The sequence below is a fragment of the Fluviicola taffensis DSM 16823 genome (genome assembly GCF_943372375.1).
Lineage (GTDB): Bacteria > Bacteroidota > Bacteroidia > Flavobacteriales_D > Crocinitomicaceae > Fluviicola > Fluviicola taffensis_A.
This window is the reverse complement of sequence record NZ_CALRYJ010000015.1, coordinates 39,224-55,689: the sequence shown is the minus strand read 5'-3', so window position 1 is coordinate 55,689 and position 16,466 is coordinate 39,224. Positions and strand designations below refer to the sequence as shown.

Annotated in this window: 14 protein-coding genes; 6 read left to right on the top strand and 8 right to left on the bottom strand. The window is 40.4% G+C overall.

Features of this window, described 5'->3' with window-relative positions; genetic code table 11:
• Window positions 1–3 precede the first annotated feature (3 nt).
• The 5 genes from AAG807_RS17285 to AAG807_RS17265 all read right to left on the bottom strand — a co-directional run bounded on the left by AAG807_RS17285 (window position 4) and on the right by AAG807_RS17265 (window position 7,366).
• Complete coding sequence (locus AAG807_RS17285) at window positions 4–1,443, bottom strand: efflux transporter outer membrane subunit (protein ID WP_341906633.1); 1,440 nt, start codon at window positions 1,441–1,443, stop codon at window positions 4–6.
• Window positions 1,433–4,642, bottom strand: a complete 3,210-nt coding sequence (locus AAG807_RS17280; RefSeq protein WP_341906631.1) for an efflux RND transporter permease subunit — start codon at window positions 4,640–4,642, stop codon at window positions 1,433–1,435. Before AAG807_RS17280 ends, AAG807_RS17285 begins: the two co-directional genes overlap by 11 nt.
• 27 nt (window positions 4,643–4,669) lie before the next feature.
• Window positions 4,670–5,752: an efflux RND transporter periplasmic adaptor subunit gene (locus AAG807_RS17275; RefSeq protein WP_341906630.1), complete on the bottom strand. Its 1,083-nt coding sequence runs from the start codon at window positions 5,750–5,752 to the stop codon at window positions 4,670–4,672.
• 727 nt (window positions 5,753–6,479) lie between these two features.
• Window positions 6,480–6,701: a DUF2795 domain-containing protein gene (locus AAG807_RS17270; protein ID WP_124745056.1), complete on the bottom strand. Its 222-nt coding sequence runs from the start codon at window positions 6,699–6,701 to the stop codon at window positions 6,480–6,482.
• 113 nt (window positions 6,702–6,814) lie between these two features.
• Window positions 6,815–7,366 (bottom strand): cob(I)yrinic acid a,c-diamide adenosyltransferase, encoded by a 552-nt coding sequence (locus tag AAG807_RS17265; protein ID WP_341906626.1) that lies wholly within the window; start codon window positions 7,364–7,366, stop codon window positions 6,815–6,817.
• A 218-nt stretch (window positions 7,367–7,584) separates the two neighbouring features.
• On the opposite strand from AAG807_RS17265, the gene AAG807_RS17260 reads away from it, so the two are divergent.
• Window positions 7,585–7,947: a hypothetical protein gene (locus AAG807_RS17260; RefSeq protein WP_341906625.1), complete on the top strand. Its 363-nt coding sequence runs from the start codon at window positions 7,585–7,587 to the stop codon at window positions 7,945–7,947.
• Window positions 7,948–8,003: 56 nt separating this feature from the next.
• Here AAG807_RS17260 and AAG807_RS17255 read toward each other — a convergent pair whose 3' ends face one another.
• Window positions 8,004–8,795, bottom strand: a complete 792-nt coding sequence (locus AAG807_RS17255) for a class I SAM-dependent methyltransferase (protein ID WP_341906623.1) — start codon at window positions 8,793–8,795, stop codon at window positions 8,004–8,006.
• Between the two features lie 33 nt (window positions 8,796–8,828).
• Between AAG807_RS17255 and AAG807_RS17250 the strand changes: the two genes are divergently transcribed.
• Complete coding sequence (locus AAG807_RS17250) at window positions 8,829–10,223, top strand: DUF4301 family protein (protein WP_341906621.1); 1,395 nt, start codon at window positions 8,829–8,831, stop codon at window positions 10,221–10,223.
• Window positions 10,224–10,322: 99 nt separating this feature from the next.
• On the opposite strand, the gene AAG807_RS17245 is transcribed toward AAG807_RS17250, so the two are convergent.
• Together AAG807_RS17245 and AAG807_RS17240 are read right to left on the bottom strand one after the other, a co-directional pair.
• A complete protein-coding gene (locus AAG807_RS17245) occupies window positions 10,323–11,243 on the bottom strand; it encodes a DUF58 domain-containing protein (protein WP_341906619.1) in 921 nt (306 codons plus the stop codon).
• A gap of 50 nt (window positions 11,244–11,293) precedes the next feature.
• Entirely contained in the window at window positions 11,294–12,235 is a 942-nt protein-coding gene (locus tag AAG807_RS17240; RefSeq protein ID WP_341906617.1) for a DMT family transporter, read from the bottom strand.
• Between the two features lie 102 nt (window positions 12,236–12,337).
• Here AAG807_RS17240 and AAG807_RS17235 point away from each other — a divergent pair, with 102 nt between their 5' ends.
• The 4 genes from AAG807_RS17235 (at window position 12,338) to AAG807_RS17220 (ending at window position 16,462) form a co-directional block, all read left to right on the top strand.
• Window positions 12,338–13,045, top strand: a complete 708-nt coding sequence (locus AAG807_RS17235) for a hypothetical protein (protein ID WP_341906615.1) — start codon at window positions 12,338–12,340, stop codon at window positions 13,043–13,045.
• A gap of 388 nt (window positions 13,046–13,433) precedes the next feature.
• Complete coding sequence (locus AAG807_RS17230; protein ID WP_341906613.1) at window positions 13,434–14,054, top strand: TetR family transcriptional regulator; 621 nt, start codon at window positions 13,434–13,436, stop codon at window positions 14,052–14,054.
• Between the two features lie 26 nt (window positions 14,055–14,080).
• A complete protein-coding gene (locus tag AAG807_RS17225) occupies window positions 14,081–15,382 on the top strand; it encodes a TolC family protein (RefSeq protein ID WP_341906611.1) in 1,302 nt (433 codons plus the stop codon).
• 24 nt (window positions 15,383–15,406) lie between these two features.
• Window positions 15,407–16,462 (top strand): efflux RND transporter periplasmic adaptor subunit, encoded by a 1,056-nt coding sequence (locus AAG807_RS17220; RefSeq protein ID WP_341906609.1) that lies wholly within the window; start codon window positions 15,407–15,409, stop codon window positions 16,460–16,462.
• The last annotated feature ends 4 nt before the right edge of the window (window positions 16,463–16,466 follow it).

The window sequence follows — 16,466 nt, the reverse complement described above, 5'->3', positions numbered from 1 at the left end:
AGATTACTGTTTCCAGCCACCTCCAAGGGCTTGATACATGCTTACCATGTTCGACAATTGTTCCTGTTTGATCTCTACCAGATCAAATTTCGCCTCAATTGCGTCACGTTGGGTTAGCAATACCTCCATATAATCTGCTTTAGCAGATTTAAACAAATTGGTCGAGATTGTAATCGATTGGTTCATTGCGTCAACCTGTTTCTGTTTTAGATCGTAACTATTTTTCAGGTTACTGATCTTCGACATACGATTAGTCACTTCGATATACGCATTCAAAATCGTTTGCTCGTATTTGTAAACCGATTGAATCTGTTTCGCATTCGCCGCTGCATACTTTGCCTTCAATGCATTTCTATTGATCAACGGCGCAACCAAATCTCCTGCAATATTATAAAGCAGAGACTGAGGAGATGTGATTAGGTATTTCACGTTGAAAGCCTGGTAACCAACTCCGGCAGTAATGCGAAGAGAAGGGTAGAAGTTCGCTCTCGCAACTTTCACATCCAATTTCGATGCAGTCAGACCTAATTCCGCTTGACGGATATCCGGACGGTTCTGCAACAATTGCGAAGGAATCCCGGTGTAAATCGTATCCGGAACCATTTGTTGGAACGCTGCTGAGTTGCGTGCTACCGGTTGAGGAAAACGACCAACCAGGAAGTTGACCCGGTTTTCCGCTTCGATGATCTGCTGTTGCAAATAGAATAAATGACTCTGATTCTTGTAAACTTCAGCTTCAAACTTTTTAACAGCCAATTCGGTCACTTCACCTGCTGTCTTCTGAAGTTTTACAATTTCCAAGGCATTCTTTTGAATCTCCAGGTTTTGCTTCAGGATTTCCAGCTTGTTATCGTAAGCCATCAGCTCATAGTATGAATTGGAAATTTCAGCCACCAGATTCGTCACCATGAAATTCTTTCCTTCAATGGTGCTCAAATAGCGGGAAGAAGCAGCGTCTCTTGCATTGCGCAATTTGCGCCAGATATCTACTTCCCAGGATGCATTCAAGCCAACGGTAAAGTTTCCAAGCGGATCAGGGAAAGCTTTTCCATCCCTGATCGGAAGGTTTTTTTCAACCGCTCCGTCCCGTGTGTATTCTCCGACTTTCTCCAAACCGGCACCAACACCAACTCCGGCAGAAGGAAGGAATTCACCTTTTTTTGCTCTGACCTCTGATTGGGCTACGGCAATCTCCTGCAAGGTGATGTTCAACTCCTGATTGTTTTTCAAGGCTGTATCGATCAATGCAATCAGATATTGGTCATGGAAAAATGTTTTCCATTTAACCTCTCCCGTATTGGTTGTGTCCTTCGAGCTTTGATAAGCTTCAGGAGTGTACTTATTCTCTTCCTTGTAATGGATCTTAAGACTTTTACAAGCCGTAACGGTGATTGCAATAGAAGCAATGACAACCCAGCTACCGATTCTATTATTAGTGCTCATTGTTTTCAGTTTCATCTGTTGTTGGAAAATTGTCTATAGCATGCACAAAGTCTTCTGTTAAAGAGCTGTCATCCTCATTTTTAATTAGTTTTCGACCAGCTGCAAGTGAACCGAAGATGTAGTACAAACCTGGAATGATAATTACTCCGAAAATGGTTCCGAAGAGCATTCCCCCAAGTGCACAGGCTCCAATGGTTCTGTTTCCAATAGCTCCCGGTCCGGTTGCCACAACCAATGGAATCAATCCCGCAATGAATGCAAACGAGGTCATCAGGATCGGACGGAAACGCACTTTGGCTCCTTCAATTGCAGCTTCCAATACGGTTGCACCTTCGTGGTGTTTCTGCATGGCGAATTCCACAATCAAAACGGCATTCTTACCGAGGAGCCCGACGAGCATGACTAATCCTACCTGGGCGTAAATGTTATTCTCCAATCCCATGATCTGAAGCAGGAAGAACGATCCGAAAATTCCGGCAGGAAGCGAGAAGATCACTGCCAATGGAATAATGAAGCTTTCGTATTGAGCCGCCAGTACAAAGTATACGAAGATCAAAACGACAATGAAGATATACAAGGCTTCATTTCCACGCATTACCTCGTCTTTTGAAAGTCCTCCCCAGTCGATGTCATAACCTCTTGGCAAGTTTGCTTTCGCTACTTCCTGTGCAGCTTTAATGGCCTCACCACTACTGTATCCTTTTGCGGCAGAACCACGAATGGAAGCGGTTGTGTACATGTTATAACGGTTGATCTCATTGGCTCCCTGAGATTTCACAATCTTCATGAAAGCAGAGAATGGAACCATTTCACCACGGTCATTTTTCACGTATAACTTCATAATGTCTTCAGGTAATCTCCTGTATTCCGGAGAAGCCTGAACGAACACTTTAAAGAAACGCTGATACTTGATGAAACCTAGTTCATAGGTACTACCAATCAAAATCGATAGGGTATTCATCGCATTTCCAATGGAAACTCCTTTCTGCATGGCCAAATCATTGTTGATCTGAAGCTCATACTGCGGATAGTTCGCACTATAGAATGTAAACAAACCGGTAATTTCTTTACGCTTGCGTAACGCATTCATGAACTCGGTATTTACGCGCTCAAGCTCCAGGTAATCACCTGTATTGGTTTTATCCAATAGCTGCAAAGAGAAACCTCCTGCGGCACCGTATCCCGGAACTGCCGGTGGGTCGAAGAACTCAATGGTTGCTCCCGGAATCACTTTCGCTTTTTCTTCCAGTTCGTAAATGATTTCCTGAACGTTGTGCTTTCTTTCCGACCAAGGATCCAGGTTGATCAAACAGGTTCCGGCATTGGAACCACGTCCTTCTGTCAATACCTCGTATCCTGCCAGGGCAGAAACCGATTTGATACCATCCACTTTTTCTGCAATCCCTTGCAATTTACGGGCGATATCGTTGGTTCTCTCCAAAGTTGATCCCGGAGGTGTTTGAATGATCGCATAAATCATCCCCTGGTCTTCACTTGGAATGAATCCGGAAGGTAATTTCTGACTCAATCCGAAAATTCCCAAACCGAAGGCAAGCAAGATCACGAATGTCACCAAGCGTCTGCTTACTATTCGGTTCAAAAGACCGACATATCTTCCAGTCAATTTTTCAAACCCTCTATTGAACCAATCTAGGAATCGGTTGATAGGCGTTTTCTTTCTTGGTTTTCCGTGGTTGTTTTTCAATAGCATCGCACAAAGTACAGGTGTCAATGTCAATGCGACCAATCCGGATAATACAATGGAAGTTGCCATGGTGATGGCGAACTGTCGGTAGAAGATACCAACCGGACCTGTCATGAATGCTACCGGTACGAATACCGCTGTCATCAATAAGGTAATTGCAATTACGGCACCACTGATCTCCTTGAGTACTTTTTTCACGGCCATGTAAGGTGAAAGATGTTCTTCTTCCATCTTGGCATGGACGGCCTCGACGACGACGATGGCATCATCGACCACAATACCGATAGCGAGTACCAATGCGAATAAGGTAATCAAGTTGATTGTCAGACCGAACAACTGCATGAACATGAAGGCTCCGATCAGGGAAACGGGAACTGCAATTGTCGGAATAAGGGTAGAGCGGAAGTCACCAAGGAATAAGAATACCACCAGGGCAACTAGAATGAAGGCTTCACCTAAAGTGTGGATCACTTTTTCAATCGAAGCATCCAGGAAGTTCGAAACGTCATAACTGATTTCGTATTCCATTCCCGGAGGGAAGGATGTTTTCTTCAATTCTTCCAGTTTCTCTTTTACACGGCCAATTACTTCCGTTGCATTACTTCCGTATGTCTGTTTCAATACGATCGCAGCGGAAGGATATTCGTCCTTATTGGAGTAAATATCGTAATACTCACTTCCGAGTTCCACGTTTGCCACATCCTTCAAACGAAGAATCTCTCCATCAGGTGTGGAACGGATAATGACATTTTTGTATTCGTCTGCTTCATTGAAACGACCTTTGTAGGTCAATACATATTCCAACGCTTCAGCCCGTTTACCGTCACTACGTCCGATACGACCCGGAGAACCGATGACACTTTGGGAACCCAAAGCTTCCATGATTTCATCAGCAGAGATGTTGTAAGCGCGCATTCGATCAGGTTTCAGCCAGATCCGCATTGCGTACTGACGACTTCCCAGGATACTTGCCTGACCAATTCCATTGATACGTTGTAATTCGGGAATCATATTTACCCCGGCAACGTTGAAAATAAACTTCATATCGGCGGTCGGATCCTTGCTGTACAAGTTGACATACATCAACATACTCGGCATAATCCGGTTCACAATAACTCCTTCCCGTTGCACCAGGACAGGTAGACGGTTCAATACTTGAGCAATACGGGTGTTGACCTGTACCAATGCCTGATCGGGATCCGTACCCAGGTTGAACACGATTTGAATGTTCGCTTCTCCGGCACTGGTTGCATCGGAGGTCATGTATTTCATTCCCGGAACACCATTTACGGCCTGTTCCAGCGGAATCAAAACGGATTCAGTCAATACTTTCGCGCTAGCTCCGGGATAAGAAGCTCTTACGATAACAGTTGGGGGTGCGATTTCAGGGAACTGCGATGTGGATAAACCGCTGATCGCAAGTACTCCCATGAAGATGATGACCAATGATAGCACAATCGCTAAAACAGGTCTATGGATGAATTTATTAAACATAATCTGATCGGATTAAAAAAGTGTGAATTACTCCGTGTAAACTTGTAGATGAGAAATCACAGATTTCGGCTCCTGGTACTTGTAAGTGATTTTATCACCATCCCTTACTTTTCGGATTCCTTCCAAAAGGATTCGTTCTTCGGGTTTCAATCCGCTTTTGATAATGTAAAGATCCGGCATTTCGGAGCGTATTACCACTTCTCTGGAATGCACCACATTGTCTTTACCAACAATAAACACATATTTCTTTTCCAGAACTTCATACGTTGCTTTCTGAGGAATGATCAAGGCCTTTTTTAAAGGAACAACCATTTGAATACTTCCTGTTTCGCCGTGTCTCAAAAGTGCTTTGGGGTTTGGGAATGTAGCACGGAAAGCAATAGTACCTGTTTCGTTATTGAAATCCGCCTCAATTGTCTCCACTACTCCCGGATGCTCATACACTTCATTGTTTGCCATTAATAAGCGCACATTTTTCATGTTGTCGCTGTTGGAAACTGTTTTGAAGTTCAAGTACTCAGCTTCAGGAACGTTGAAGTAAACCCAGAGTTTGCTATTGTCGGAAAGTGTCGTTAACAAATCACCTTCATCCACCAAACTTCCCAGTCGAACCTGGAAGCGGTCCATGATACCGTTGAATGGTGCTTTGATTTCGGTGAAGCCTAAACGTACTTGTGATAACGACAATTCAGCTTTTGCCTTGTTGTATTTTGCTTTTACCAGTGCGAGTTGGTTTTTGGAAATGACATTGCTGTCAGCCAGTAACTTAGCATTCAGGTATTCTGTTTTTGCGAAATCTGCTTCTGCTTCTGCTTTTTGCATTTCCGCCTGGTACATCATCGGCATGATCTGGAACATCATCTGTCCCTGTTTAACCGTCTGACCTTCGTCTACATAGATTTTTTGCAGGTAACCTTTTTCCAAGGCTCTGATTTCGATATGTTGGATGGCACGTATTTGACACACATAGTCCCGAATAATGGTTGTGTCCATTATGATTGGATTCGTAACCAACAGTTTGCTGGAAACTTCCTTTTCTTCTTTTGCTGATTGGCAACTTGTGCTGATTAATGCAACACACAAGCCCATGAGAATGAGAACTCTCTTCATAATAATCTTGCTTTTAAAAACGATTTGTTTTTTTGTAAATGGTATTTTGGATTGGTAGATCCAGCAATAGTTTCCTTAATCGCTGATTGTTTTAATGAACATCAAATCAATCAATAGGAAAATTGTACTGTTGCGACAATGGATTATTGTCTACTGGATTCTATATTCTGAAAACTTGAAAAACGACGTGTCTTTTATTCACTGGGATAAAAGACGACTGTTCACAGAACGTTAAGCTGTTTTTTGCATTTCCGTATAGATAATCGAGCGATTGATCTACGGGTATACCAGCAAAATAAAGATTATTATAAAGGTGTTTTCCGGAGGAAAAATCTTCTGTTTCTTCTTCCAGATTCTCAAAAATCAGTTCCGTATCTTCACTTGGTATGGAAGAATTGTTGCTGATTGAAGAACTTGATTTGTGATGCTTAAGTACAAATGAAGTATGTTCTGAAGGTCGGTGATGAAAATTGTAGGAGGAGTTTGCTTGAGTTGATGGATGTGCATTCAGTTGACTCGCTCCAAAAACTTGGAGAAAGCACAAAAGCTGAAAAAATCCAATAAGCAAACTTTTCATGACGCAAATCTAGTTCAGAGTTAAAACATAGCCAAATTTAATGGTGTTAAATATTGGTTAATTCAATTAATCAAAAGAAAATCAACGATTTTCAAAAAAGCATGAAGCAAAAAAAAGGTTCTCATAGAGAACCTTTTAATCTTTTATGAATTAATATTCATCTTCATTAAATAAGAAGTCATCTTTGGAAGGATAATCCGGCCAAATCTCTTCAATGCTTTCATATACGTCGCCCTCATCTTCTAAATCTTGAAGATTCTCAACTACTTCTAAGGGTGCACCTGCTCGAATCGCATAATCAATTAACTCGTCTTTTGTTGCGGGCCAAGGAGCGTCTTCTAAGTAGGATGCTAGTTCTAATGTCCAGTACATGTCTTAGTATATTGTTGTTTATGTGCGCAAAAATAATCTTATTCTAAAAAAATCCAAGTGTTTTCTTCGGGATAAAAAAAAAACTTTTGCTCGTCTTTTTAATTTATTGAAAATCAAGTGGTTCTAGGTCTCCACGGAGTCTCCGTTGCTTTTAGTTCATGAGCGAGTTTTCTGGAAAGGACAAATAAGTAGTCACTGAGTCGATTCATGTAAGCACTGATCAATGGATTTACTTTTTCTGATTCACTTAAATGAGATACTAATCTTTCGGCTCTTCTGCAAATACAACGCGCAATATGACATTGCGAAACAATGACATTTCCACCCGGAAGAACGAAGAATTTCATCGGAGGTAAATTAGTATCCATTTCGTCAATCTGATTTTCCAGATAAGTGATATCACTTTCAAAAATCTCAGGTAACGTCATTTTTGATTTAACCGGATCCGCCGCCAAATGAGAACCAATTGTAAATAAGCGATCTTGAATCTCAATGAGCACAGCTGATTTGGGATCTTCCGGAATCAGGTCACGAAGCAAGCCGATGTAGCTGTTCAGTTCATCAACTGTTCCGTAACTTTCAATACGAATATGATGTTTGGGAAGGCGTGTCCCACCAATTAGACCGGTTGTTCCACTATCTCCTTTTTTGGTATAAACTTTCATGATTTAAAGTTAATTATTTTCCGATTATTCTTGGTGTGATTCCGTTTAGCGGACAGAAGATTTTTCTTATATTTGGTTTAACGAAAACAAAAATTAGTTACACAGATAAGGGAGAAACCATTTTTCTCAGGATCATCAATCCTTTTGGAGCGCAGATGATGCTTATAAAATAACGTTGAATTATCTCCTGAAAAGAACACCAATTTATCAAAAGTAGTATGAACAAGAAAAGTCTATTAGCAGGTGCCTGCATTGCAATTTTGGTTGCTTGCGGAACCGCAAAGAATTCAACTCCAAAAGTAGAAGCGATGCCTTCACAAGGAGATGTTGATCGAGTACAAACCAAATTTCCGGGATATACTTTGGATGAATTGTATCAGGGGAAAAAGTTGTTTGAAGCAAATTGTAACTTGTGTCACAAATTGAAGAAGCCGGCTTCAGAACCGGAAGATGAGTGGAGAACAATTGTTCCTAGAATGGTGAAAAAAGTAAATGGAAAACAAGGGAATTCTATTGATGCGTCAGGAGAAGAGAAAATCCTTCGCTACCTAATTACAATGGGATCTGTAGGGAAATCTTAGAACAAATTTAAAAACAGTCGGGGTGAAAAATTTTTCACCCCGACTGTTTTTTGTATCTAAAACAATTTGTTTTTGAAAATTTTTGGCCTAATTGTAAAACCTTCTTTTGTTTGTTCTTCCCGTCGCCAAAGAATTCCCATCCTTCCCAGATCAATGGAAACGTGAAAACGCGAGTCTGAAACCAATTCATTCCAGCAATCCCACATGTCATCGCTCCAACGGATATCATCCAGGATAAATGCCGTGTTGCTGTGTGTATGTTCGAATAATGAATCAATGTAATTCCTGGTTGCTTCTCCGGAATGGTTTCCATCCAGAAAAATCAAATCATAGGTTCCAATGCTTGGAAGTTTCACAAAGTCTTCAAAAGAGCTGCAAATGGTCGTGATTCCGGATAAATCCCATGTGTCAAACTGCTGAGATGCACGCGTTAGAATGGCATCACAACCTTCAACAGTAATCAGATGACCGGCTGGATTTCCTGATTTCAGATGAATGGATCCTGTTCCAATGGATGTTCCGAGCTCCAGTAGAAGTGTCGGTTTGTAATGATTCGCAATTTTCCATAAAATTTCACCATAAAGACCTTTGCTACTGGCATTTCGTGCCAAATCCGAGACAGAACGCGTCTTTCCCATTTGCTTGGAACCGGCTCCTAAATCGGTGATTTTAAATTGTTCCCGGTTTTTTTTGACCTTTTGAAGCCATTTTTTTCGTGAAGTGAGAAAATTTTTATCCACTTTTGTCGTTAAACAGTTGTCGACAAAGTCGAAAACAAAGGGAGAGTGAATTCCATGTCTGCCTTTTGACTTGAGTAAAAATCCGAAAATTGATTTGGAATTTTGCATGACGCAAAGAAACAAAAAAACGCTACAGGAAGCATGCTTATGCTAAAAACTACAATAGAATTACAGATCGAACGCTTACGAGCTCCGCAACCGGCATTGAATTTGGTTTCTGCCTGTAAAATTCAGGAAGGGATTATTGTTTTAAGTGACGAGAAAATTGCCGATTTAGCTCATTCGTTTTACCATTCCGACAAGAAAATTTCATTTTTCATTCCTGCTTCAGGTTCGGGATCCAGAATGTTTCATTTCTTGTTCGAGTTTTTGGACAACCCGAATGAGAGCAATAGTGGATATGTTGAGCGTTTTTTGACACACATTGAAGATTTTGCTTTTTTCTATCAGTTTCCATTATCGATTCAGAAGGCATTGCGCAATAGGAGCATGGATCTGGATGCTTTTGTATCCTTTATCTTGAATAACAAAGGATATGGATTGGCGCATCTTCCGAAAGGATTGATCCCTTTTCATAAAACAGGACCTTTTTTACTTTGCCCGATTCAGGAGCATGTGGTTCAAGGACAATTGCTGAATCAGAATAGCTGTTCTTTTCATTTCACGATTCAGTCTAAATTTCAAGAATATATCCAGCGTCAGTTGGAATTTCTGGAAGGAATGACTTCTAAAAAGTTTGAAGTGGATTTTTCGGTGCAGAATACCGAAACGAATGCAATCGCTTTTGATGATAATTTCCAGCCGATCATTAGCCCGGAAGGAGAGTACTTGACAAGACCTGCAGGACATGGAGCTTTGTTGGAGAATTTTGCAGCAGTTGATGCGGATTTGATTTTCATTAAGAATATTGACAATATTCAGCATTACAACCATTCTGAAATTGCAATTGAAACCCAGCGGATGCTTGGAGGCTTGTTTTTGGAAGTGCAGGCTCAAGTGGAGAAACTGATCGCCGATTTTTCGGAAGAAGCATGGAATGATTTTAATGCAGATTACCAGCTGTTCCATGAATCTGCTAATGAGTTGTCAAATGCTGAAAAACTGGATTTATTGAAAAGACCACTTCGCATTTGTGGAATGGTTCAAAACGAAGGACAGCCTGGTGGAGGACCGTTCTGGGTTGAAAACAATGGCGAAATCACGAAGCAGATTGTGGAGAAAGCCCAAATTAATCCGAAAAGCGACCAAGTGCGTGTAATGGTTCAATCTTCCCATTTCAATCCGGTGATCATGGTTTGCCAGGGGAAGAATAGTGATGGTTCAAAAATTGATCTGGCTGCGTTCAAGGATGAAAATGCGTATTTCAAAGTGAGCAAATCCCATAAAGGACAATCGATTCATTTCGTAGAGCTACCGGGATTGTGGAATGGCTCAATGGCGAGATGGAATACCGTTTTTGTGGAGATTCCAAGTGAAACGTTCAGTCCGGTAAAATCCATTTTGGATTTGTTGGATAAGGCACATCAACCGATGTAATTCGGAACTTCGACTCCGCTCAGTTACCGAATTTAATCGGATGAACTGATAGGACGAAGCTAAAGGTGACTGAGCGGAGTCGAAGTCACCAATTCATAATTAGTAAAGTTTCTGTCGCTTTAATAAGTATTTCACCAACACATCCTGAATAGGGTCCTTGATGTCTACCGCATAAAAATCGACATTGTATTGGGTGCATTTCAAGTTCACTTCGTTGAAATAACGGTTGATCTCAGTTGTGTATTTTTCCTTTATTTCACTTGGTTGAAGCTTCATTTTTTCGCCTGTTTCCATATCAATGAGGTTGATAGGATTGTGTCCCAGATCAAAATCGATTTCGGTAGCTTTATCCATTATATGGAACAGAACCACTTCGTGTTTGTTGTGCTTCATGTGTTGAATACTTTGCATGAATTCATCCAGCTTGGATGGGTCGTCCAATAAATCTGTGAAAATGACAATCAGACTTCTTTTGTGACACAACTCAGCTACATCATGAAGACAAGAAATGGTTTCGGTCAATTTCGAATCGATTGCCTCGTATTCATGCAATTGCTTTTCCATTTCGTGTAACAAAAAACGGTGATGTGCTCCCGAAGATTTTGCCGGTGTATGCAGGAATAAACGATTGTGGAACAAGGAGAGTCCAACTGCATCGCGCTGTCTTTTTAGTAATTCAGAGAGGGAAGCTGCTGCCAAGACTGAAAATTCAATTTTGGATAATTCATTTTTTCCGCTGTAATACATCGATGACGAAACATCAATCACCATTTGGCAGCGAAGGTTGGTTTCCTCCTCGTATTTTTTGGTGAACATTTTATCCGATCGACCAAATAATTTCCAATCGATGTGTCGCGTAGATTCCCCCGGATTGTACAAACGATGTTCCGCAAATTCCACAGAGAATCCATGAAACGGACTTTTATGCATTCCGGTAATAAAACCTTCTACGACCTGTTTCGCAAGTAATTCAAGATTGCCGAATTGAGCTAGCAGGTCTTTTTGTATGGTAGACAACATGGTTCGAAAATACGTATAAATGTGTTTGTTTCAGGTAAGTTTCACGAATTTTAAGAAAGAACTTCCGTTTCTAACTCGATAACCGATTTGGAAGCCTTTTTCCGTTGTTTTCCTGCTCTGAAAATTGTCCCGAAAATGACTCCGAATACCACCAGACAAACACCGATTATGGATGCCATTTCCAGTTTTTCATTGAAAATAAACCAACCGGATAATAAGGCGTAAATGGCTCCGATGTATTGAAACGGGGCAACAATTGCCGTATTTGTTGAGAGGAATGCGCGCGTCATCAAGACTTGGGCGATTTGCGTGAAGATTCCGATAGTCAAGAGAATCAACCATTCGATTCCCCTGGGAAATGTGAAGTCAAACAAGCACCAAATTCCTGTCAGGGGAAGGGCGAGCATTGGAAAGTAAATCACAATATTGATGGTTTCTTCCGTTTCTTTCAGTTTTGAGATGGCATTGTAAGCAATCCCGGATAAAATTGCTGAGAGTACGCCCATGGTCATCCAGAACAAATCCAGTTTTTGATGGTCGAATCCTCCCGTCAGACCATTGAGTCCAATGAAGATAACGCCGGAGAATGCAATCAGACTGCTGAAGTATTGAGCTTTGCTAACCTTTTCAGAAAAGAGACGGGAAGCTATCAGTACTGTGAAAATGGGGGATAGGTATTGCAATGTGGATGCGATTGCCAAAGGTAATTTATGAAGTGTAAAGAAGAAAATGGTCAAGGCGAGCATTCCTGCAGTTCCTCTTAAAAGTAACCATCTTCTATTGTTTCCCAATAGTGGAAGTCCACGGTATTTGATAATCGATGCGCTGATCACGAAGGATACCAGACTTCTGAAAAATACCAGTTCATGAGCCGGGTATTTTTGCAGGTGAGGTATGAGCTCATTTTCCGGGTTTCCAAGTAATTTTACAAAGAAGTTGATGACAAAAAATGCCATTCCTGAAAGAATGATGTAGATAATACCTTTGATCATACTGCAAAATTACAAGGTATGTTCAATCTCTGCCAATGTTTGATAAATTTCTACGTTATGTGTAGAAATACTTTTGTAGATTAGAACTAAAATAAGGAGTTTATGAAAAAGTTTCTGGGATTATTGCTTATTCTTATTTCCGGTGCAAATTCCAATGCTCAAATTGAGAATGACAAATGGAATATAACGGGAGAGTTGACTCTTCCAATGGGAATGGGAAATAAGATGTTTAAAAATTACCTGAACGGACTGATCAATGTACATCCTAAGATTCAATACAAACCTTTTAAACATTGGTATGTTGCCTTTGGGCCGAAATATTCCTATTACAAAGTGAATGAGTACAAAATTCCATTTGAACCGGGTATAAACGATAATTCCGTAGTGAATCACCAGAAAGTGGTTTCAATGCGCGGTGGAATGCATGTGCTTGGTGGAGATGTGGAGTTGGGCTGGACAAGCTGGGTGGCTCCGAGACTGGGGCTTGAATTGGGCGTTCGTGCAGGAGTTGCTAATCAACAGTTCATTACTACCGGAACAAGAGCTTACGGTGCACAACAAGTGACTTGCGGGTATGTGGAACCTGCATTCACAATTATATTGGCTTCTGATGAAGCAGTTGCATACCGCTGGATTGTGAGTTATAATTTTTCCGGATACAAATTTAACGGTAGCAGAATCGGCTCCACTTCATCCGGAGGTTATACTCCTGGTGATTTGAATGCGCCTACTCAAACTCTTTCTGTAGGATTTGCAATGACACTTTATTTCAATAATAAGCGTTCCGACGTATTTATTGACGAACCATAGATAGTGACTTCGACTGCGCTAGTCACCTCTTATTTTAATCCTTGATTTTTTCTTTAGAATTGTCCGTTCATTTTCATGTGAAATGGAATTGATCGAAGTAAATTGATGTTCGAAGTACATCTTAAAAAGGTGACTGAGCGGAGTCGAAGTCACCTTTGATTTCCAGCATCCTATTTAACGGTTTCCACCATTCGCGGTAGTTGGGTTACCATTCACCGATTTTCAATGGGTTCGTCCGATTTTCATCCCCAAATTTGCCCTGTTTAATAATTTATTTAGCTTGAAATCCTTGGATTATCTGGCTTTTTGAATTAGTTAAACAATTAAATCAATAAAATTTAAACGCTTGTTTAAAATTAGTGTTTAAATTTGTCGCGATTTTAAAAATATGAGCAAAGAACTGTCAACAGAAGAAAAGATCCGTGAAGCTGCAAAGAATGTGTTTATTGCTAAAGGATTTGACGGCTGCACCTCCCGGGAGATAGCCAAAGCATCTGGAATGAACGTGGCGCTTGTAAACTACTATTTCTGTTCCAAGAAACAATTGTTTAAACTTGTCTTTGAAGCTACGATGGAAGACTTTATGCAATCAACAGTTGAAGTGTTTAAAAAAGACCTCAGTTTGGAATCCAAGATGCGCATTTTCATTGAAAGGGAATATGAATTCCTAATACTTCATCCGGATATTCCCCGATTTATTTTATCCGAATTGTCACGAGGTGACAAGTTTGAGTTTGATCATGCCGCAATTCTTGAAAAGATTGCTGATACGGGGGTTTTGGAAGAATTGTTAGATGCTCAGGAAAAAGGAATTATTCGCAAAATCGACTTGACAAATGTGATGTTGATGATCATGTCGAATTGTCAATATCCTTTCATGGCAAAATCATTAATGAAATATTTGAATGGATTGACAGAAGAGGAATATCAGGAACGTCTTACGCTCCAAAAACAGTATGTTACGGAAATGCTAATCGGATATTTATTTATCCCAAAAACAAATAATTAAACACTTCATTTAAACAAAGATTTAATATGAGAAAAGGTTTTTTAGGTGTACTCTTGGTTTTAGGAGTTGGAAGTAACGCTTCCGCTCAGGTATTGGACCTTGAAACATGTTTGAAAATGGCGGATACAGCGAATTTATCTATTGTTAACTCCCGATTGGATGTAGCAATAAATAAAAGTCAGATTTCGGCCTATCTATCTGCGCGTTTGCCAAAGATCTCCGTTGCCGGTGATTATAAGTACAATGCGATTATCCCTGGTCAGTTGCTCCCGGCTGAAATGTTCGGAGGCGCTCCCGGAACTTATCAAACAGTGAAGTTTGGTGTTCCTTATGTTTTAAGCACTTCCCTGCAACTGCAACAAATCTTGTTCAATCCTCAGATAAATTATGGGATTAGTGCATTGAAGATCCAGCAGGAAGTGGTTGAAATTCAGCAAAAAATCACCGAAAGAGATAGTAAGACACAGGTTGCGAATACCTTTTTCAATCTTCAGGCGATCAATAAACAAATTTCTTTTGTGGATTCGAACCTGGCAAATATCGAGCGCCTGATTGGCAATATGGAGGCCATGGAGAAACAACAGATGGTTGTTAAGACAGAAGTGGACAAGTTGCGCATCAATCGATTGAGTTCGGTGAATTCAAAACAAACCTTGCAAGCGAACAAAGAGCAGCTCGAAATGATGCTGAAGATCCTGATCGGAATACCGGAAGATCAGAAAATCACACTTGCAACAGATGACCTGGTAGAGAAATCAATCCTGATAGATGGAAATACGATCAATTACCCTGAAATGGAATTGGTTGGGGCGCAAATCCGCTTGAATGAAGAGGAGAAAAAAGGGACGAATATGGCTTATTTGCCTTCCCTTTCATTCGTTGCAGGATATAATTACACTTACAACATGAAACCGGAAGATAAGGTGCGTCAGGGAATCCCTTCGGCATTCTTAGGTCTTCGTTTGGATTGGACCTTGTTCGACGGATTGGAGAAACACCACAAACAAAAGGTAACCAAAATCACGCATGAGAAATTGGAAAATCAATCGGAATTATTGGCTCAGCAATTACACATGCAAACTGAAAATGCAAAGCGCCAGATTGAAATCCAGGTAAATGCATTGGGAATAGCTCAGGAACAATTGAAACTTTCTCAAAGCGTATACAAGCAAACAGAGCTTCAGTACAATGAAGGAACGGTTGATTCAAATGACCTGGTGAAAGCCAGTACGGATTTACAACAGTCTCAAACCAATCTGGTCCTGGCATACGTGCAATTGCGTCAGGCAGAATTGGAATATTTAAAAAACATAGGAAACGTTAAATAATAATCAGATTAACTTATAATAGCAATGAGAAGAGTTATCACTATAGTCATCGTAGCAGTAGTTTTGGTAGGACTAATTGTTTTCAAATTAATGTCTAACAGTAAAGAAGTTAAGGCAAAAATTTTCATAAATGATGTAAATGCTGCAGTTTTGGTAAAGACTGCAAGCCCAACAACCCATTCCTTTGAAAGTTCGCTTTCATTCTTGGGAACATTTGAACCGGCTCGTCAAAATGTGATCGGATCGGATGCAAATGGAAAAGTAATCAGTATTCGTTTTGAAGAAGGAGACCAGGTAAGACAAGGTCAATTGCTTGCTAAAGTGGACGATGAGATGCTTCAATTGCAGCTTCAAAATGCAGAAGTTGGTTTGGAAGGTCAGAAAAATGACGACAAACGTTATTCAAACTTGGAAAAGGAAAATGCAGTTTCCGGTGTTCAGGTTGAAAAAACAAGATTAGGAGTTCGTTCAAGTGAATTAACTAAGAAACAGATTCAAAAACAAATTAAAAGTACTTCGATAGTCGCGCCTTATTCCGGTGTAGTCACTAAAAGGATGATCGATTTGGGATCGTTTGTAGGTCAGGGAACACCTTTGTTCGAATTGACAGATATTTCGAGCTTGAAATTGACAGTGAACGTTCCGGAAAGAGATGTATTGAAGTTTAAATTGGGACAAACTGTTTCTGTTGGAGTTGATATTTACGGATCTCGTGATTTCCAGGGTAAAATCACAAACATCAGTGTGGTTGCAGATAAAGCTCACAATTTTAAAGTTCAGGTGACTGTTTCGAATCCAAAAAGAGATTTGATGGGAGGAATGTACGGATCGGTTCGTTTGAAAAACAATGAGAGCGTTACTGCACTTTCTGTTCCACGTGTTGCACTTGTCGGATCAACAAAAAAACCACAAGTATATGTTGTGAAAAACAAGATTGCTTATTTGACTGATTTCACTGCAGGAACTTCCGATGGAGATTACATTGAAGTGGTTAGTGGTATTCAAAAAGGAGATATCATCGTTGTTAAAGGACAAGTGAATCTTCAAGACAAAACAAAAATTAAAACCAATCAAAAATAACTAA